Below are 20460 nucleotides of genomic sequence, written 5' to 3'. Positions count from 1 at the left end.
CTTTGCCCATCAAGCTTCCCGCCACGGGCCGGCTTTGCCGGCCCGTCGGCGGACGGCCTTGCAGGCCGCGCCGGGCCAGTGGCCCGGCCCTTCGCCAGGCACGACCCGTCCACAGGACGGGTCGCGTCCGGGCTCAGCCCCCTGGGGGTAGCGAGCGCTAGCGAGCTTGGGGGCTAAAACAGGAAATAGCGCTGGGCCAGCGGCAGCACCGTCGCCGGCTCGCAGGTCAGCAACTGGCCGTCGGCCCGCACCTCGTAGGTCTGCGGGTCGATCTCCATCTTCGGCAGCCAGCCGTTGTGCACCATGTCGCCCTTCCTGACGCTGCGGCAGCCCTGCACCGCGGCCAGGCGCTTGGACAAGCCCAGCTGGTCGCCGATCTCGGCTTTCAGCGCCGCCCGGCTGACGAAGGTGAGCGAGGTCGCGGCGCGGGCGCCGCCGAAGCTGCCGAACATCGGCCGGTAGTGCACCGGCTGCGGTGTCGGGATGCTGGCGTTGGGGTCGCCCATCGCCGCCACGGCGATGAAGCCGCCCTTCAACACCAGGCTGGGCTTGACGCCGAAGAAGGCCGGCTTCCACAGCACCAGGTCGGCCCACTTGCCGATCTCGACCGAACCGACCTCATGCGCGATGCCGTTGGCGATCGCCGGGTTGATCGTGTACTTGGCGACGTAGCGCTTGACGCGCTGGTTGTCGTTTCGGGCGTTGTCGCCGGCCAGCGCGCCGCGCTGGACCTTCATCTTGTGCGCCGTCTGCCAGGTGCGGATGATGACCTCGCCGACGCGGCCCATCGCCTGGCTGTCGCTGCTCATCATGCTGATCGCACCCAGGTCGTGCAGCACGTCCTCGGCGGCGATGGTCTCGCGGCGGATGCGGCTCTCGGCGAAGGCCAGGTCCTCGGCGATGCCGGCGTCGAGGTGGTGGCAGACCATCAGCATGTCCAGGTGCTCGTCCACCGTGTTGGCGGTGTAGGGCATCGTCGGGTTGGTGCTGCTGGGCAGGAAGTTGGCTTCGCCGGCGACGCGCAGGATGTCCGGTGCGTGGCCGCCGCCGGCGCCTTCGGTGTGGAAGGCGCAGAGCGTGCGGCCCTTGGTCGCGGCGATCGTGTCCTCGACGAAGCCCGACTCGTTGAGCGTGTCGCTGTGGATCGAGACCTGGGTGTCGGTCGCTTCGGCGATGTCCAGGCAGTTGTCGATCGCGCTCGGTGTCGTGCCCCAGTCCTCGTGCAGCTTCAGGCCGATGGCGCCGGCGGCGATCTGCTGGCTCAGCGCCTCGGGCCGGCTGGCGTTGCCCTTGCCGAGGAAACCGAGGTTCATCGGGAAGGCGTCGGCCGCCTGCAGCATGCGGTGCAGGTTCTCCGGCCCCGGCGTGCAGGTCGTCGCGAAGGTGCCGGTGGCCGGGCCGGTGCCGCCGCCGAGCATCGTCGTGACGCCCGAGTTCAGCGCCTCGTCGATCTGCTGCGGGCAGATGAAGTGGATGTGGCTGTCGATGCCGCCGGCGGTGACGATCATCCCCTCGCCGGCGATGATCTCGGTGCCCGGGCCGATGACGATGTCCACGCCGGGCTGCACGTCGGGGTTGCCGGCCTTGCCGATCGCGGCGATGCGGCAGCCCTTCAGGCCGATGTCGGCCTTGACGATGCCCCAGTGGTCGATGATCAGCGCGTTGGTGATGACGCAGTCGGCCGCCTCGTGGTGGCCGGGGCCGTTGACCGCCTGGCCCTGGCCCATGCCGTCGCGGATGGTCTTGCCGCCGCCGAACTTCACTTCCTCGCCGTAACCGCCGGCGCGCAGCGTGTAGTCGGCCTCGACCTCGACGATCAGCTCGGTGTCGGCCAGTCGCACGCGGTCGCCCAGCGTCGGGCCGTACATCTCGGCGTAGGCGCGCCGTCCGATGCTCGTGCTCATCACAAGCCTCCCTGGATGACGCCGCGGAAGCCCCAGACGCGGCGCTCGCCGCCGTAGGGCACCAGCTGCACGGTGCGCTGCTGGCCAGGCTCGAAACGCACCGCGGTGCCGCTGGCGATGTCCAGCCGCAGGCCGCGTGCCGCGGCGCGGTCGAAGCTGAGCGCCGGGTTGGTCTCGGCGAAGTGGTAGTGCGAGCCGACCTGGATCGGCCGGTCGCCGGTGTTCTCGACGACCAGGGTCAGCACCGGGCGGGCGGGGTTGAGCGTCAGCTCGCCGTCGTCGATCAGCAGTTCTCCGGGGATCATCGCCGTCCTCATGCGATCGGTTGGTGCACGGTCACCAACTTGGTGCCGTCGGGGAAGGTGGCCTCGACCTGGATCTCCGGGATCAGCTCGGGCACGCCGTCCATCACCTCGTCGCGGCAGAGCACCTGCTTGCCTTCGCTCATCAGCTCGGCGACGGTGCGGCCGTCGCGTGCGCCTTCCAGGATGGCCGCGGTGATCAGCGCGATCGATTCCGGCACGTTGAGCTTCAGCCCGCGCGCCTTGCGGCGCTCGGCCAGCAGGGCCGCGGTGAAGACCAGGAGCTTGTCTTTTTCTCGGGGAGTCAGGTCCATGCGCGCCTCGCCTGCAAGTCCGGCGCCATGTTACGGCTGGTGCGCTTCTTGATTGCCGGTGCCCGATGAACCCGCTGGCCGACACCGCTGCCGCCCCCGCCGAAGCGCCGCAGCGTGTCGTCAAGACACGCCGCGACTACAACGCCTGGGTCGCGCGCGAGACGATCGAGGACTACGCGCTGCGTTTCACGCCGCGCTCGTTCCGCCGCTGGAGCGAGTGGCGTGTCGCCAACACGGCCTTCGGCGCCGCGTCCTTCCTGATCCTGGAAGCCGTCGGCGCGACGCTGCTGGTGCAGTACGGCTTCGCCAACGCGGCGTTGGCGATCCTGGCCACCGGCCTCGTGATCTTCCTCGCCGGCTGGCCGATCAGCGTCTACGCCGCGCGCCACGGCGTCGACATGGACCTGCTGACGCGTGGTGCCGGCTTCGGCTACATCGGCTCGACGATCACCTCGCTGATCTACGCGAGCTTCACCTTCATCTTCTTCGCCCTCGAAGCGGCAGTGATGGCCTACGCGCTGGAGCTGGCCCTGGACATCCCGCCGGCGCTGGGTTACCTGCTCTGCGCGCTGGTCGTCATCCCGCTGGTGACGCACGGCGTCACGGCGATCAGCCGGCTGCAGGTCTGGACCCAGCCGCTGTGGATCGCGATGCTGGTCGTGCCCTACGTCTTCGTCTTCCGTGCCGAGCCCGATCTGCTGGCCGGGCTCTCGGCCTATGGCGGCGAACACGGCATCACCGGCTTCGACGGCCTGGCCTTCGGCGCCGCGACCACGGTCGGCATCGCGCTGATCACGCAGATGGGCGAGCAGGCCGACTACCTGCGTTTCATGCCGGAGAAGGCCCGCCGTGGCGGCTGGCGCTGGCACCTGGCGGTGCTGGTCGGCGGCCCGGGCTGGGTGCTGCCGGGCGTGCTGAAGATGCTGGGCGGCGCGCTGCTGGCCTATCTGGCGATCACGCGCATGGTGCCGCTGGAGCGCGCCGTCGACCCGAACCAGATGTACCTCGCGGCCTACGAGACGGTGTTCTCCGACTACGGCGTCGCGGTCGCGGTGACGGCGGCCTTCGTGCTCGTCTCGCAGCTGAAGATCAACGTCACCAACGCCTACGCCGGCTCGCTGGCCTGGAGCAACTTCTTCTCGCGCCTGACGCACGCCCACCCGGGGCGTGTGGTCTGGATGGTGTTCAACACCGGCATCGCGCTGGTGCTGATGGAGATGAACGTCTTCCAGGCGCTGTCGCACGTGCTCGGGCTGTACGCCAACGTCGCCATCGCCTGGATGATGGCGGTCGTCGCCGACCTCGTCGTCAACAAGCCGCTGGGCTGGTCGCCGCCGGGCATCGAGTTCAAGCGCGCCCATCTCTACGACATCAACCCGGTCGGTGTCGGCGCGATGGGCATCGCCTCCGCGTTGTCGGTGGCCGCGCACCTGGGCGCCTTCGGCGAGCTGGCGCAGGCCTATTCGGCGGCGATCGCGCTGGTCACGGCCTTCGTCTGCTCGCCGTTGATCGCCTGGGCGACGAAAGGCCGCTACTACCTCGCGCGCACCAGCACGTTGCCGGCCGGCGCGATCCCGATCGTGCCCGAGCCGGCCGCCGCCGACGGCCGCTACGCCCGGCTGCGCCACCGCTGCACGGTCTGCGAGCGCGAGTACGAGAGCGAGGACATGGCCTTCTGCCCGGCCTACCAGGCGCCGATCTGCAGCCTGTGCTGCACGCTGGACGCACGCTGCCACGACCTCTGCAAACCGCGCGCGAAGCTGTTCGCGCAGTGGCGCGCGCTGCTCGGCCGGCTGCTGCCGGCGCGCATGGCGCCGCAACTCGACGCGGGTCTTGCCGACTACCTGCTGCTGATGGGCCTGGTGACGCCGGCGCTGGCGCTGGTGCTGGGCATCGCCCACCGTCAGGCGCTGCGCCTGCTGGGCGATCAGGCCGCTGCGCTGGGGCCGACGCTGGCCCAGGGTTTCGTCTCCAGCTTCCTGCTGCTGTGGATCGCCGCCGGCGTCGGCGTCTGGTGGGGCGTGCTCGCGCACCGCAGCCGCGCGGCGGCGCAGGAGGAGTCCAACCGCCAGACGCTGGCGCTGCAGCGCGAGATCGAGTCGCACGCACGCACCGACGCCGCGCTGCAGGCCGCACGCGAGGAAGCCGACCGTGCCCGTGGCCACGCCGAGGCCGCCAACCGCGCCAAGAGCCGCTACATCACGACCATCAGCCACGAGCTGCGCACGCCGCTCAACAGCATCCTCGGCTACGCCCAGCTGCTGGAGGAGGACGAGGCGATGCCGGCGCACCGCCGCCAGGCGGTGACCGTGATCCGCCGCGGCGGCGATCACCTCCTGAGCCTGATCGAAGGCACGCTGGATATCGCGCGCATCGAGTCCGGCAAGCTGGCGCTGGAGGTGAGGACCATGCGCTTCGCCGACGGCCTGGCCGAGATCGCGCGTTTGTTCGAGCTGCAGGCCGCCGGCCGCGGCCTGGCCTTCCGCTTCGCCGTCGAAGGCCGCCTGCCGGCCGTCGTGCGTGCCGACGAGAAGCGGCTGCGCCAGATCCTCATCAACCTGCTGGGCAACGCGATCAAGTTCACCCAGGCCGGCCAGGTGACGCTGCGGGTGGCCCACCAGCGCGAGATGGCGCGTTTCGAGATCGAGGACACCGGCCCAGGCATGACGGCCGACGAGCTGGCGCGGGTCTTCGAGCCTTTCGAGCGCGGCTCGGCGGCCAGCGGCCAGTCGGTCGGATCCACCGGGCTGGGGCTGACGATCGCACGCATGCTCTGCGAGCTGATGGGCGGCGAGATGACGGTGGCCAGCGAGCCCGGCCGCGGCACGACCTTCCGCATCCGCCTCTTCGTGCCCGAGGTCGCCGTGGCGGCGCCCGAGGTCGACGCGCTGCGCGCGCGCCGCGTCGGCTACGAAGGCCGGCGCCGGCGCGTGCTGGCGGTCGACAACGAGGAAGCCGACCGCCGTCTCGTCGCCGACCTGCTGCAGCCGCTGGGTTTCGAGGTCGAGGGCGCCGCCAGCGGCGAGGCCGCGCTCGCGCGCCTGGCCGCCGACGCGCCCTACGACGCCGTCTTCATGGACCTGGCGATGCCCGGCATCGACGGCTGGGAGACGATCCGCCGGCTGCGCGCCGCCGGCCACGGGATGCCGCTGGCGGTGGTCTCGGCCAACGCCTTCGACAAGAAGCTGGACAACGACGTCGGCCTGCCGGGCGAGGACTTCCTCGTCAAGCCGGTGCGGGTCGGCGAGCTGCTGGACTGGCTGGGTGTGCGCCTGGGGCTGGAATGGCGCTACGGCGCCCGCGTTCCCGAACCGGCGCCGCCGCCGCCGCCGGCCGATGCACCGCTGCCGCCACCCGAGCTGCTGCGCCCGCTGCGCGACGCCGTCGGTCTGGGCCACGTGCGCGGCGTCGCGCGCCAGCTCGACGCCATCGAGGCCGCCGACCCGGCGCACGCCGGTTTCGCCGCGCGCATGCGGCTGCTGGCGCGCCAGTTCAACTACGAGACGATGAACGACATCCTGAACAAGGCCCTCGATGAACCCCGAGCCGCCTGAGCCCCCGCGCCTGGACGCACCCGACGCCGCCGACGTCGTGCTCGTCGTCGACGACGTGCCCGAGAACCTGGCGCTGCTCAACGACTCGCTCGACGAGGCCGGCTACACGGTGCTCGTCGCCACCTCGGGCGAGGCGGCGCTGACGCTGGCCGTGCGCGCCCAGCCCGACATCGTGCTGCTCGACGCGGTGATGCCGGGGCTGGACGGCTTCGAGACCGCGCGCCGGCTGAAGGCCGACCCGGAGACGGCGCCGATCCCGATCGTCTTCATGACCGGGCTCACCGAGACCGAACACGTCGTCGCCGCCTTCGGCGCCGGCGGCACCGACTACGTCACCGAGCCGATCCGCCCGCGCGAGGTGCTGGCGCGCATCGCCGCGCACCTGCACCAGGCGCGCAGCCAGCGCCAGGCGCGCAACGCGCTCGACGCCTTCGGCCACGCGACGATGGTCGTGCGCGAGCGCGACGGCCGCCGGCTGTGGCAGACGGCGCTGGCGCGGCGCATGCTGGCCGAACACTTCGGCGGCGAGGACACCGACACCCCGCCCGAGCTGATGGCCTGGGTCGCACGCGAGTCGCTGCGCCGCCGCGCCGGTGCCGAGCCGGCCGGGCTGACGGTGGCCCGCGGCGCACGCCGCATCGCCTTCGCGCTGCACCCGATGCCCGACGACGGCGGCGAGCCGGTGCCGGGCGAATGGCTGGTCGTGATGCGCGAGAGCGACGACGCGGCGATCGTCGAGGCCATGTCGCTGGCGCTGGAGCTCACCGCGCGCGAGGCCGAGGTGCTGTACTGGGTGGTGCAGGGCAAGACCAACCGCGACATCGGCGACATCCTCGGCACCAGCCACCGCACCGTCACCAAGCACCTGGAGCACGTGTTCGAGAAGCTCGGCGTCGAGACGCGCACCGCCGCGGCGGCGCTGGCGATGGCCCGGGTCAAGCAGCTTGGTCGCGCCAACTGAGGCGTTCGTCGCACCACGCTTGACCTCCGTCGCGCCCGGCCCCAACACTTTGCAGTTCCGCCGGGCCGACCCTTGCCGCCGCCCCGGGTTCCGATCCACCGCAGAATCCCCGTGCGGCCGTCGAGGCCGCGCCCGCCACACCTTGAAGATGCACACCTTCGTCGCCGGCGCCGTCTGCGCCGCAGCCGTCTCGATGGCCGCCTCCGCGATGGCGGCCAAGCCCGCCAGCCGCGTGCGTGCCGACATCCCGGCGCAGTACCGCTGGGACTTCAGCCCGATCTACGCCAGCTGGGAGGCCTGGGAGGCCGGCATGCGCGAGATGGACCAGCGCATCGACGCCTTCGCCAAGCTGCAGGGCACGCTGAAGAACGGCCCCGACGCGGTGCTCGCCGCCTACAAGGCCTACGACGAGATCGGCCAGCTGCAGTACCGCATCTACCGCTACCCGCAGCTGCAGCGCGACACCGACACGCGTGACCAGAACGTCGCCGGCCGCTTCCAGCGGGTCGGCGCGCTGTTCGCCAAGTTCGACGCCGCCAGCGCGTGGTTCACGCCCGAGCTGCTGACGGTGCCCGAGGCGACGATGCGCGAGTGGCTGGACAAGACGCCGGCGCTGAAGCCGTACCGTTTCCCGATCCTCGAGAACTTCCGCCGTCAGGCGCACGTGCTCGACGAGAAGGGCGAGCGCCTGATGGCGCTGGCCTCGCGCGCCAACCGGGCGCCGAACGCGATCTACAGCGAGCTCAGCACCTCGGACATCAAGTTCCCGACGATCCGCCTGTCCGACGGCAAGGAGCTGACGCTGTCGCCGGCCAACTACCAGGCCCTGCTGTCCGAGAGCACGGTGCAGGCCGACCGCGCCGCCGCCGCCGCCGCGCACGTCGGCACCTACGGCCAGACCGCGCACACCTACGCCGCGATCTACGAAGGCATCCTGCAGCGCGACTGGTTCGTCGCCCGTGCGCGCAACTTCCCGACGACGCTGGACGCGGCGCTCGACGAGAACGCGATCCCGCGCCAGGTCGTCGAGACGCTGATCGAGGTCGCGCGCCAGGGCACCGGCCCGCTGCAGCGTTACGCCAAGCTGCGCCAGCGCCTGCTGGGGCTGCCCAGCTACCACCTGTACGACCAGTTCGTGCCGGTGTTCCGCAGCGACAAGGCCTGGCCGTACGAGGAGGCGCGCCGCCAGGCCACGGCCTCGATCGCGCCACTGGGCCAGGGCTACGTGCAGCGTTACCAGAAGGCCATCGCGCCGGGGCGTGTCGACGTCTACGAGAACGACGGCAAGCGCAGCGGCGCCTACAGCGCCGGCGTCTACGGCGTCGGCCCGTACATGCTGCTGAACTACAACGACACGCGCGACGCGATGTTCACCTTCGCCCACGAGGCGGGGCACGCGATGCACACGCTGCTGTCGACCGAGCACCAGCCGTACGCCACCGCTGACTACACGATCTTCGTCGCCGAGGTCGCCTCGACGACCAACGAACGTTTCCTGCTCGAGCACCTGCTCAAGCAGACCACCGACCCGAAGGAGCGTTTCCTGCTGCTGCAGGAGGCCGTCGACGCGATCGTCGGCACCTTCTACACGCAGGTGCTGTTCGCCGACTTCGAGCTGCGTGCGCACCAGCTCGTCGAGCGCGACGAGCCGGTGACCACCGAGGTGCTGAACAAGCTCTACGCCGGCCTGCTGAAGGAGTACTGGGGCGACGCGATCACCCACGACGAGTTCTACCAGTACACCTGGGCGAGCATCCCGCACTTCTTCAACTCGCCCTATTACGTCTACCAGTACGCCACCTGCTTCGCCTCGTCGGCGCAGCTGTTCAAGGCGATGACCGAGGGCCCGAAGGCCGGGCGCGAAGCCGCCGTCAAGCGCTACCTGGAGCTGCTGTCCTCGGGCGGCAACGACCAGCCGATGAAGCAGCTGCTCAAGGCCGGCGTCGACCTGACGCAGCGCCAGACCGTGCAGGCCGTCGTCGACCAGCTCGACGAACTGGTCACGCGCATGGAGGCCGAGGCCGCCAAGCTCGCCCGCTGAGCCGGGCTGGCCGATCCGGCGGGCGCCTCCTGCGCGGCCCGCCGGATTAGGGAGGCGGCTGCGGCCGCCGACCGTGCGCTTGTGCGGCGTCACGGTCCTCTGCATCTGAAAGCCTAGGTTGTGTTTGGTCACAACTCACCGGGGCGATCAGATGAAAGCGCACGGACTCAACGGGTTCCACCGGATCGTCTGGAGCACGGCCCGCAACGCCTGGGTCGTCGTCGCCGAGATCTGCCGCAGCCGGGGCAAGGCGGCCACCGGCTCGCCGGCACGGGCCCGCACGGCGAGCGCGCTGCGGCGTCTGGCCCTCGCCGGCTGCCTGGGTGCGGCGCTGCCGGCGGCCTTCGCCGCCGATCCGCCGCCCCCGCCGCCGCAGCCGGGCAAGACCTCGGTCGTCGATGACGTCGTGCGCAACCCGCTCACCGGGCTGGACGTCACGGTCACCGAACTCGTGCTCGACCCGGCCGGCACGCCGACCGCCGGCAGCGTCGCCTACGTCCGCACCTCCGACGGTTACGTCTTCGTCGTCAAGGAGGTCGGCGAGCTGCTGTACGGCCCCGGCGCGAGCCCGCAGGCGCTGACGATCCTGGCCCGCGACGCGGCGGCCAATGCCGTGACGCTGACCTTCGAGCCGCAGGCGCCGACGCCGCGGACGGCGACGCTGGAGATCGTGCAGCCCTGGGCCGAGCTGCAGGCCGAGTTCAGCGGCGGCGGCGACACCGGCTCCACCGACGTCGACCCGGTCGACGTGGTCACGAGCGGCGGCATCCAGGTCGTGCTGCGCGGCAGCAACGGCGGCACCGGGCGCACCGGCGCGCTGTTCGTGCCGCCCGGCGACGGCGGCCACGGCGGCCCCGCCGGCGACCTGACACGCACCTTCGCCGGCATCGACGTCGACGCGAACAACCGCATCGGCCTGGAGGTCGGCACGGTCGGCGGCAGCGGCGGCAAGGGCGGCGACGCCTGGTTCTCGTTCTGGAACGGCGGCAAGGGCGGCAACGGCGGCGCTGCCGGGACGGTCAACGTCACGCTGGACGGCGACGTGACGGTCACGCTGAGCGGCGGCGCGAAGGACCTGCCCGGCGTGTTCGCCTTCAGCCAGAGCGGCCAGGCCGGCGCCGGCGGCGACGCCAACGCCGCGCCCGGCGGCGGCGTCGGCGGGGGCACCAGCGTCGGCGGGGCGGTGAACTTCACCCACCGCGGCCGCATCGTCACCCACGGGCAGGGCGCGACCGGCCTGTCTGCCTTGAGCGTCAGCGGCACCGGCGGCGGCGGCGGTGGCCAGTGGGGCCTGGGTGGCCAGGCCGGCAGCGGCGGGGCGGCCGGCAACGGCGGGCCGGTCGTGGTGCTCAACGTCGGCGAGCGTGACGGACTCGGCCGCTACACCGGCGGCATCGTCGACACCGACGGCGACTTCGCGCACGGCATCCTCGCGCAGAGCGTCGGCGGCAGCGGCGGCTGGTCGGGCTCGTCGGGCAACCTGTTCGTGACGCTCGGCAGCTCGGGGGCCGGCGGCGGCACCGGCGGCACGGTCAGCGTGTCCAACAGCGGGCTGGTGCGCACGCGCGGCGACTTCGCGCGCGGAATCTTCGCCCAGAGCGTCGGCGGTGGTGGCGGTGGCGGCGGCGGCACCTGGGGCCTGGCCGCGCTCGGCGGCACCGGCCAGAGCGGCGGCAGCGGCGTCGACGTCAGCGTCACGCAGGCCGCCGGCGGGCGCATCGAGACCGGCTACCGCGACCCCGGCGACACGTCGCCGGCGCGCCCGGGCACCGGCTCCGACGGCATCTTCGCGCAGTCCATCGGCGGCAGCGGCGGCAGCTCGTCGAACGCCAGCGGTCTCGTCGGCATCGGCGGCACCGGGGCCAGCGGCGGCGGCGGCGGCAAGGTCACCGTCACCAACGCCGGCAGCATCGTCACGCACGGCGACCATGCACGCGGCATCGTCGCGCAGAGCATCGGCGGCGGTGGCGGCGACGGCGGCAGCGCCGGGGGCCTGGTGGCCGTCGGCGGCAGCGGTGCCGGCGGCGGCGCCAGCGACATCGTCACCGTGACCCACAGCGGCAGAATCGTCACCGAAGGCGACGACGCGCGCGGCATCGTCGCCCAGTCGGTCGGCGGCGGCGGCGGCAACGGCGGCAGCGCCGGTTCGGTCGGCGTCTTCGGCGGGGTCGCCGTCGGCGGCAGCGGCGGCGGTGGCGGCCAGGGCGGCACCGCCCGGCTGGTGCTCGACGGCGGCAGCGTCGAGACGGCCGGGGCGCGCTCGGCGGCCGTCTTCGTGCAGTCGGTCGGCGGCGGCGGGGGCAGCGGCGGCGGCGCCGTGCAGGCCAGTGCCGGTTTCGGCGCCGCGGTCTCGGTCGCGATCGGCGGCCGCGGCGCCGGTGGCGGCCGGGGCGGCGACGTCGAACTCGGCGGCGGTGCGCCGGCGGTCGTCGTCACCGGCACGCCCGACGCGGCGGAAAGCGCCCGCCGCGGCATCGACTCGCCCGGCGTGCTGCTGCAGAGCGTCGGCGGCGGGGGCGGCAGCGGCGGTTACGCCGTCGCGGCGTCGGCATCGGCCGGGCCGGTCGCCGGCTCGCTCAGCCTGGCGATCGGCGGCCGTGGCGCCGGTGGTGGTGACGGCGGGCTCGTGACCGTCGGCCGCTTCGTCGACGACACGCCGGCGGTGTTCGACGCCGGCGACCGCCTCGTCGAGACCGGCTTCACCGGCTCGGTGACGACCGGCGGCGAACGGTCGGCCGGCTTCATCGCGCAGAGCGTCGGCGGCGGCGGCGGCCACGGCGGCCTCGCCGTCGCGGCGGCCGCGTCGCTGTCCGAAGGCTTCAGCGCCAGCGTCGGTGTCGCGCTCGGCGGAGGCGGTGCGGGCGGCGGCGACGGCGGCAAGGTGCGGGTCGGGCTGCTCGCCGACATCGACACCGACGGCGCCAACGCCACCGGGCTGCTGGTGCAGTCGGTGGGCGGCGGCGGTGGCAACGGCGGTGGTGCGGTCAGCGCGACGCTGGCCGCGTCGGGCAGCGGCGCGGCCGGCGCCTCGGTCGCGCTCGGCGGCAGCGGCTCCGGTGGCGGTGCGGGCGGCGAGGTCGTGCTCGTCACCGCGCGCGACGCCGAGCGCGGCTCGGTGACGACCGGCGGCGAGAACTCGACTGCCATCCTCGCGCAGTCGGTGGGTGGCGGCGGCGGCAACGGCGGCTTCTCGGTCTCGGCGGCGCTGTCGGCGGCGGGCTCCGGATCGGTGTCGGTCGGCTTCGGCCTCGGCGGCGACGGCGGTGGGGGTGGCGACGGCGGCGCGGTCAACGCGCGGCTGCAGTCGGACGTCACGACCACCGGCCTCAACTCGGGCGGCGTGCTCGTCCAGTCGGTCGGCGGCGGCGGCGGCAACGGCGGGCTCAACGTCAGCGCCGCCGGCGCCGCGGCTGCCACTGGCTCCGGCGGCCTCGCCGTCGGCCTCGGCGGCGACGGCGGCACCGGCGGCCGTGGTGGCCGGGTGACGGCCGACTACGACGGCACGCTGCAGACCTCGGGCGAGAACGCGGCCGGCGTCATCGTGCAGTCGGTGGGCGGCGGCGGCGGCAACGGCGGCGTCAACGTCAGCGGGGCGTTCGCCGCCGCCAAGGCCTCGGGCGCGCTGGCGGTCGGTGTCGGCGGCGCCGGCGGCGCCGGCAGCGTCGGCGGCGACGCCTCGAGCCAGGTCAGCGGCAGCGTCACGACCGGCGGCGACCGTTCGGCCGGCGTGCTGACGCAGAGCGTCGGCGGCGGTGGCGGCAGCGGCGGCATGAACGTCGCCGGCGGCGTCTCCGCGTCGCTGGACGGCGGCGGCGCGCTGGCGGTCGGGGTCGGCGGCTTCGGCGGCCAGGGCGGTGCCAGCGGCACCGCGACCAGCACCGTGCTGGCCGACGTCACGACGCATGGCGAGCATTCGGCGGCCATCCTCACCCAGAGCCTGGGCGGCGGTGGCGGCAGCGGCGGTACCAACGTCGGCGGCGCGCTGAACCTGAGCAAGTCTTCCGGCGGCGCGCTCGGCGTCGGCGTCGGCGGTTTCGGCGGGGCCGGCGGCGATGCCGGCGTGGTGACGAGCACCGTCGGTGGCCCGGCGGCGGGCCCGCGGGTCGTCACCTTCGGTGCGGCGTCGACGGCGATCGTCGCGCAGTCGGTCGGCGGCGGGGGCGGCAACGGCGGCGTCAACGTCTCCGGCGCAGTGAACCTGACGGGCCAGTCCGGCGCCGCGATCGCGGTCGGCGTCGGCGGCTTCGGGGGCGGCGCCGGCGACGGCGGCGAGGTCACGCTGGACGTGCACGCCGATGTCTCGACCTGGGGCCGCGACTCGGCCGGCCTGCTGGCGCAGTCGGTCGGTGGCGGCGGCGGCGCCGGCGCGACCAACGTCAGCGGCGCGCTCGGCTTGACGTTGTCGTCCGGCGCGAGCAGCGGCTCGGTGTCGATCGGCGTCGGCGGCTTCGGCGGCGGTGGCGGCGCCGGCGATGCGGTCTCGCTGCACTACAGCGGCACGCTGGTCGCGAGGCCGTCGCTGGCGTTCGGGGGCGACCCGCGGTCCTGGGCCCTCGACACCACCGGCGGCGCCAACGGCATCGTCGCCCAGAGCGTGGGCGGCGGCGGTGGTGACGGCGGCACCAACGTCGCCGGCGCGCTGCAGTACGGGCCGAGTGCCGCGGGCGGCAGCGGCTCGGGTTCCGGCTCCGGTTCGGGCTCGGGGTCGGGTGGCAGCGGCGTCTCCGGCGCGCTGGTGGTCGGTGTCGGCGGCTTCGGCGGCCGCGGCGGCGATGCCGGCGCGGTGACGCTGGACTTCACCGGCACCAGCAGCGTCAGCGCCTGGGGCGACGGCCGCTCGGCGGTGGTCGCCTCCAGCATCGGTGGCGGCGGCGGCAACGGCGGCCTGAACGTCAGCGGCGGCATCACCTCCGGCGCGCCGATCGTCGTCGGCGTCGGCGGTTTCGGCGGCAACGGCGGCGCCGGGGCTGCGGTCACGGTCGAGGCCGGCAATGCCGCCTTGAACCGGACCGCCGACCTGGCCATCAGCGCCAACGCCGGCAACACGCTGCATGGCGCCGGCCTGCTCGCGCAGAGCATCGGCGGCGGTGGCGGCAACGGCGGCCTGAACGTCAGCGGCGGGCTGCGCACCGCCGAGGGCAGCAAGGCACCGTCGGTCACCGTCGGTGTCGGCGGCTTCGGCGGCGACGGCTCCGGCAGTGGCGACGTCACGGTCACGCAGCACGGCCGCATCACCGCCAGCGGCGGTTACACCCACGGGGTGTTCGCGCAGAACGTCGCCGGCGGCGGCGGCAACGGCGGCCTGGACGTCGCCGGCGCGGCCGGGCGTGCGGCCGGCGAGGGCGGCGGCGGCATGAGCGACCTGGCCATCGTCGCCGGCGTCGGCGGCTTCGGCGGCGACGGCGCCGCGGCCGGCGCGGTGACGGTCGGCTCCACCGGCGAGATCACGACGCTCGGCGACCATGCCCGCGGCATCTTCGTGCAGAGCATCGGCGGCGGTGGCGGCAACGCCGGGCTGAACGTCACCGGCGTGTCGACACGCAACGGTTCGCCGCTCAGCGTCGGCATCGGCGGCGGCGGCGGCGCCGGCAACGACGCCGGCAGCGTGACCGTCGTGCGCGGCCTCGAGGACGCCGACGGCCGGGTGCTCGCGGCCGCGGGCCGCATCCTGACCGAGGGGCGCGGCGCCTACGGCATCGAGGCCTCGAGCATCGGCGGCGGCGGTGGCGACGCGGCGATGAACCTCGTCATCACCCAGCAGCGTTCGGGCGACCCCGCCGACGACGGCAAGACGCTGTTCGACGAGGCCGGCCACCCCGGCGTCGACGACGCGGTCTGGGAGCGCTTCAGTGGCATGCTCGACCAGATCGGCGCCGTGCAGGATGCGATCGCGCCGGACGAGGAGGCCGGCGGTGGCAGCAGCGGCGGCAGCGGCAGCGAAGGCGGCGGCCGGCGCTTCGCCGCGCAGGTGGCGATCGGCGGCGCCGGCGGCGCCGCCGGCGACGGCAAGGCCGTCACGGTGCGCCACCACGGCGACATCGGCACGCTGCTGATCGACAGCCACGCGATCCTCGCGCAGTCGATCGGCGGTGGCGGCGGCAATGCCAACGTCAACCTGAGCCAGCTCGTGGCCGGCGACGACGACGAGACGCTGGGCCTGAGCTTCTCGCTGGGCGGCAGCCCGGGCGACGGCGGCGACGGCGGCCGGGTCGCGGTGTTGCACGACGGCACGATCGAGACCTGGGGCGGACGCTCGATCGGCGTTCTCGCGCAGAGCGTCGGCGGCGGCGGCGGCAATGCCAGCGCCGATTCCAGCGAGTCCCAGGCCGGCGGCGGCCGGCTGGCGGTGACGCTTGGCCGCATCGGCGGCAGCGGGGGCAGCGGCGGCGAAGTCGAGCTGGTGTCGCGCGGCACCGTGTTCACGCATGGCCGCGAGGCCTACGGGCTGCTCGCGCAATCCATCGGCAACGGCGGCGGCAACAGCTCCAGCACCTCGGTGGCGCTGACGCTGCCCGAGGGCGAGGACGGCGCCGACCGCTCGGCGCAGGTCGTCGTCGGGCTCGAAGGCGGGCAGGGCGGTGCGGCGTTGCGGGTCCGGGTGGACGTCGGCGGCACCGTGGCGACGCTCGGGGCCGGTGCACATGCGGTCTTCGCGCAGTCGGTCGGCGGTGGCGGCGGCAACGGCTCCGACGCCTCGGCCGCGGCGGCGACGCTGGCCCTGGCGATCGGCGGGCGTGGCGGCGACGGCGGTGCCGGCGGCCAGGTGGACGTCACCAGCGACGCGCTGGTCTACACCGCCGGGCCGCGTGCGTACGGCATCCTCGCGCAGTCCGTCGGCGGGGCCGGCGGCACCGGCGGCATGGCGACGACGGCCGGCGCGCCGGCCAAGGGCGGCAGCGTGCAGCTCGACCTCGGCGGCGACGGCGGCACCGGCATGGACGGCAAGGCCGTCGCGGTGATCACCCGCGGCCAGGTCGTCACCGAGGGCGAGGGCTCGCACGGCGTGCTGGCGCAGAGCATCGGCGGCGGCGGCGGCGAGGCCGGCATGACGGTCAACGGTGTCGTCGCCGACGAAGAGGACGAGTCGCTGCGCCTGGGCGTGGCGATCGGCGGCACCGGCGGCTCCGCCGGTCTCGGTGGCGCGGTGACGGTCACCAACGCCGGCAGCGTGCTGACGCGCGGCGACGACGCGGTCGGGCTGTTCGCGCAGTCCGTCGGCGGCGGTGGCGGCAACGCCCGCCAGGTCGTCAGCGGCACGATCTCCGGCCAGGGCTCGGGCGGCAGCGTCGACCTCGGCCTCGGCGGCAGCGGCGGCAACGCCGGCGACGGCGGGCTCGTGAAGGTCTGCAATCCGGCCTGCGCGCCCGCGGCCGGCGTCCTGGCCGCGTTGCCGGACCCCGGCGACATCCCGGCGGCGCCGTCGATCACGACCTACGGCGACGCCTCGCACGGCATCCTGGCGATGAGCGTCGGCGGCGGTGGCGGCACCGGCAGCACGACGCTGAGCGCGCGTGCCGAGCAGGCCGGCGGCGGCGACGCCAAGACGCTGGCGCTGAACCTGGGCGGCAGCGGCGGCGCCGGCGGCACCGGCGGCGATGTCGTCGTCGACAACGGCGGCGCGATCAGCACCTGGGGCGCCAAGGCCCACGGCATCGTCGCGCTGTCGATCGGCGGCGGCGGTGGCCACGGCGGGCTGGCGGTGTCGGGCGACGTGGCCATCGGCGACCTCGGCGAGACGACGCCGGGGGCGGCGACCGCAGGCCTCGCGCTCGGCGGCCGCGGCGGCGCCGGCGACCGCGCCGGCAGCGTGACCGTGACGAACACCGGCAGCATCGCCGTGCACGGCCCCCGCTCCGACGGCATCGATGCCCAGAGCGTCGGCGGCGGCGGCGGCGACGGCGGGCTGGCGCTGACGCCGTCCTTCGACCTGCGCCGCAACCCGGTCGGCAGCGCGGCCTCGCTGCTGCACGTCGGCCTCGGCGGCAGCGGCGGCCAGGGGGCCGACGGCGGCGACGTCACGGTGCGCCACAGCGGCAGCATCCTCGCAGCCGGCGACGGCGGCTACGGCATCTACGCCCAGAGCGTCGCCGGCGGCGGCGGCAAGGTCGGCAGCGCGATCACCAGCCCGATCTGGATGGTCGCCGACCTCGCGCTCGACGCGCTGCTCGGCAGCCGCGACGGCACGTCCGGCCGGGCTGGCACGGTCAGCGTCGAGAGCCGCGGCGACATCGTCGTCACCGGCCGGCGCAGCCGCGCGCTGTTCTGGCAGGCGGTCGAAGGCGGGGGCGGCGACCTCGACCTGTTCCTCGATGCGAGCCGCCACGCGATGCCGGCCACCGCGCCGGGCGACGGCGAACCCGGCGGCAGCGCGGGCGGCGCCGACACCGCGATCGCGGCGCTGGCCGCCTTCATCGGGCTCGGCGGCGACGAGGTCGCCGGCAGCGGCCCGGCGGCGACCTCCGCGCTGACGGCGCGCCATGACGGCCGCCTGCTGTCGCTGGGGGCGCAGTCCGGCGCGATGCTGGTGCAGAACGTCGCCGGCGGCGGCGGCAACGCCGACCTGCACTACGTGCTCGACCCGCAGGGCAGCCTGGACTTCGGCAGCCGGCTCGGCGGCCGGTCCTCGCAGGACACGGCGGCCGGCAGCCTGCTGCTGGGGCGCGCCGGCGACCTGGCGACCGCCGGCGCGCAGTCGCCGGGCGTGCTGCTGCAGTCGGTGGGTGGCGGCGGCGGCAGCCTGGAGCTGGTGCTCGAGCGCCAGGCGGCGGCGCCGGCGGCGGCCGGTGCGGCGGCGGCCGGCTCGGCGCAGGGCACGATCGAACTCGGCGCGACCGGCGGCAGCGGTCATGACGGCGGCGCGGTGTCGCTGGCGGCCACTGGCGACGTCACGACGCTCGGCGACCGCTCGCCCGGCCTGCTGCTGCAGAGCATCGGCGGCGGTGGCGGTCAGGCCGGCCTCGGCGGGCTGGACGCGCTGACGCTGCGCTTCGGCGCCGGCGGCAGCGAAGGCAGCGCCGGCGCCGTCACGCTGGACAACCAGGGTGATGTCCTGAGCACCGGCGTGCTGTCTCACGGGATCGTGCTGCAGTCGATCGGCGGCGGCGGCGGCTTCGTGCTGTCGGACCTGGCGCCGGCCGCGGTCGCGGTGCAGGCCGACGGCCGCAATGCCGGCGATGCCGGCAGCGTGACGCTGGACCAGCGCGGCACGGTGCAGGTCGGCGGCGAACGGGCCGTGGCCGTCTTCGTGCAGAGCCTGGGCGGCGGCGGCGGGGCGGTCGACCGGGTCTTCGCCGACACGGCCGGCGGTGCCGGCCGCGGCGCCGGCATCGAGCTGACGCTCGCCGGCGACGTGTTCGCCACCGGCCGCGACGGGGTCGGGGTCTTCGCCCAGTCGCGCGGCGCCGACGGCCGGGGCGACATCACCGTGCGGCTGACCGGCAGCACGCTGGCCTTCGGCCCGGGCGGCACCGGCGTCTGGCTCTCCGGCGGCGCGGCCAACCGGCTCGACAACCGGGCGGTGCTGCAGGGGGCCGACGGTGTTGCCGGCCGGGCGGTCGTCGGCGAGGAAGGCGACGACCGGGTCGAGAACCACGGCGCCGTGGTCGGCGACGTCGACCTCGGCAGCGGCGCCAACGGCTTCGAGAACCTGGCCGGGGCCGCGTTCGCCAGCGGCCGGCGCGTCGTGCTGGGCCACGGCAACGAGCTGCTCAACGCCGGCTTCCTGCTGCCCGGCCTGCCGGGCACGGTGCAGCGCACCGCGCTCAGCGGCGACTTGCGCCAGACCGCCACCGGCACGCTGCTGGCCGACGTCGACCTCGTCGACGACACCCTCGACGGGCTCGACGTGGAGGGCGGCGCCGAGCTCGCCGGCCGGGTCGTGCTGACGCCGCTGCACACGGCGTCGGTGATGCCCGGCGTGCGCGATCTGGTGCTGGTCTCGGCCAGCGACGGCGTCAGCTCCAGCGCCACGCTGGACGCGCCGCAGACCGCGGTGGCGCGTTACGAGCTGCTGCCGGCCGGCGGCGGCGAGCTGGCGGTGCGTTTCTCGGTGGACTTCGCGCCCGACGGACTGAACCGCAACGGCCGGGCGGTCGGCGAGCACTTCAACGCCATCCAGCGGGCCGGCGGCTCCACGGCGCTGGCGCCGGTCGTCGAGACGATCTTCGCGCTGCCGCAGGTGTCGCAGCTGGCCGGCGCGTATGCCGGCTTCAGCCCCGAGGTCTACGCCGCCTGGCAGGCCCGGCTGTCGGCCTCCACGCAGCGTTTCGGCGACGGGCTGTTCAGCTGCCGCGTGCGCGACGGCGAGCACCGCTTCTCCGCCGAGGGCGACTGCAGCTGGGCCCGCGTGGCCTACGGCGACTTCCGCACCGACGCCACGCGCGAGCACATCGGGCTGGACGGCGGTTCGTGGACGCTGTCGGCCGGCGAGCAGCGGCGCCTGGGTTCGGGCTGGCACTTCGGCCTGGGCTTCGGCTTCGTGCGCGAGCACGCGCGCTCCGACGACGGCCACGCCAGCGCCAGCGGCGTGGCGGCGATGGCCGGCGCGGTGCTCAAGCGCGAGTACGGCCCGACGCGGCTGGGTGTCTCGCTGAGCGCCGGCGCCGCCAGCCAGGACGCGACGCGGGTGGTCGCCTTCCCCGAGGCGGACACGCAGGCGCGTGGCACGCAGGACACGCGGTTCGTCGCGCTGCACGCCCGCGTCAGCGAGGACCAGGCCTGGGGCGGCGGCTACCTGCGCCCGAGCCTGGACGTCGGCGTCGCGCGCTTCTGGCGCGGCGCCTTCCACGAACGCGGCGCCGGTGCACTGGACCTGGCCGCGGCCAGCCGCCGCGACGACGAGCTGACGCTGCAGATCGGCCTGGAGTACGGCACCGAGTTCGAGCTGGCCGGCGGTGCGCGGCTGCGGCCGGCGCTCGGCCTGGGCGTGCTGCAGTACCTGGGTGGCGCCGACTGGGCGCTGCGAGCACGCCTGGACGGCGCGCCGCAAGGCGCCGGCAGCTTCACGACCCAGGCCTGGCGGCCCGACCGCTTCGTGCTGGTCGACCTGGGCGTGGATCTGCTGCAAGAGGGCGGCTCGGTGCTGAGACTGGCGTACAGCGGCCAGCGGGCGAGCGACGGCCGGGCCGACAGCCTGGCGCTGCGCTTCTCGATGCCGTTCTGAGACCGCCGCGGGGCTCCGGCGACCGTCGCCGGAGCCTCCCGGCGGCCCTCGGCGACCGGGCCGGCGCGGTGCGCCCGCCCGGCTGTGGTGCCGCGCCCACGCCCATCGCGGTGCATTGCGGGAAAACCCCTGGAGCCGTCACCTCGCTGTCACACAATCACGCCGGACCGCAGACTTGTATACACCTGCGGCATAACGCTTGCTTCGTGACAAGTCGTTAGAT

The 20460-nt window shown here is 74.4% G+C and carries 7 protein-coding genes; 4 read left to right on the top strand and 3 right to left on the bottom strand.

The window, feature by feature from the left end; translation table 11 throughout:
* Positions 1–173: 173 nt before the first annotated feature.
* From ureC to LOC65_RS01415, 3 genes are read right to left on the bottom strand one after another with little or no spacing between them, the layout of a single operon-like run.
* Complete coding sequence (ureC, locus tag LOC65_RS01425; RefSeq protein ID WP_230246350.1) at positions 174–1904, bottom strand: urease subunit alpha; 1731 nt, start codon at positions 1902–1904, stop codon at positions 174–176.
* A complete protein-coding gene (locus LOC65_RS01420) occupies positions 1904–2209 on the bottom strand; it encodes an urease subunit beta (protein WP_230246349.1) in 306 nt (101 codons plus the stop codon). Before LOC65_RS01420 ends, ureC begins: the two co-directional genes overlap by 1 nt.
* A gap of 8 nt (positions 2210–2217) precedes the next feature.
* Positions 2218–2520, bottom strand: coding sequence for an urease subunit gamma (locus LOC65_RS01415; protein WP_230246348.1), 303 nt, complete (start codon positions 2518–2520; stop codon positions 2218–2220).
* 65 nt (positions 2521–2585) lie between these two features.
* Between LOC65_RS01415 and LOC65_RS01410 the strand changes: the two genes are divergently transcribed.
* From LOC65_RS01410 to LOC65_RS01395, 4 genes are all read left to right on the top strand, one after another.
* Positions 2586–6074, top strand: a complete 3489-nt coding sequence (locus LOC65_RS01410) for an ATP-binding protein (protein ID WP_230246347.1) — start codon at positions 2586–2588, stop codon at positions 6072–6074.
* Positions 6055–7035, top strand: a complete 981-nt coding sequence (locus LOC65_RS01405; RefSeq protein ID WP_230246345.1) for a response regulator — start codon at positions 6055–6057, stop codon at positions 7033–7035. Before LOC65_RS01410 ends, LOC65_RS01405 begins: the two co-directional genes overlap by 20 nt.
* A gap of 148 nt (positions 7036–7183) precedes the next feature.
* Positions 7184–9076, top strand: a complete 1893-nt coding sequence (pepF, locus tag LOC65_RS01400) for an oligoendopeptidase F (protein ID WP_230246587.1) — start codon at positions 7184–7186, stop codon at positions 9074–9076.
* A 151-nt stretch (positions 9077–9227) separates the two neighbouring features.
* Complete coding sequence (locus LOC65_RS01395; RefSeq protein WP_230246344.1) at positions 9228–20237, top strand: ESPR-type extended signal peptide-containing protein; 11010 nt, start codon at positions 9228–9230, stop codon at positions 20235–20237.
* The last annotated feature ends 223 nt before the right edge of the window (positions 20238–20460 follow it).

Source organism: Rubrivivax sp. JA1055 (genome assembly GCF_020966565.1).
Lineage (GTDB): Bacteria > Pseudomonadota > Gammaproteobacteria > Burkholderiales > Burkholderiaceae_C > Rubrivivax > Rubrivivax benzoatilyticus.
The sequence above is the reverse complement of the archived record's forward strand: the minus strand, read 5'-3'. Positions and strand labels throughout refer to the sequence as shown.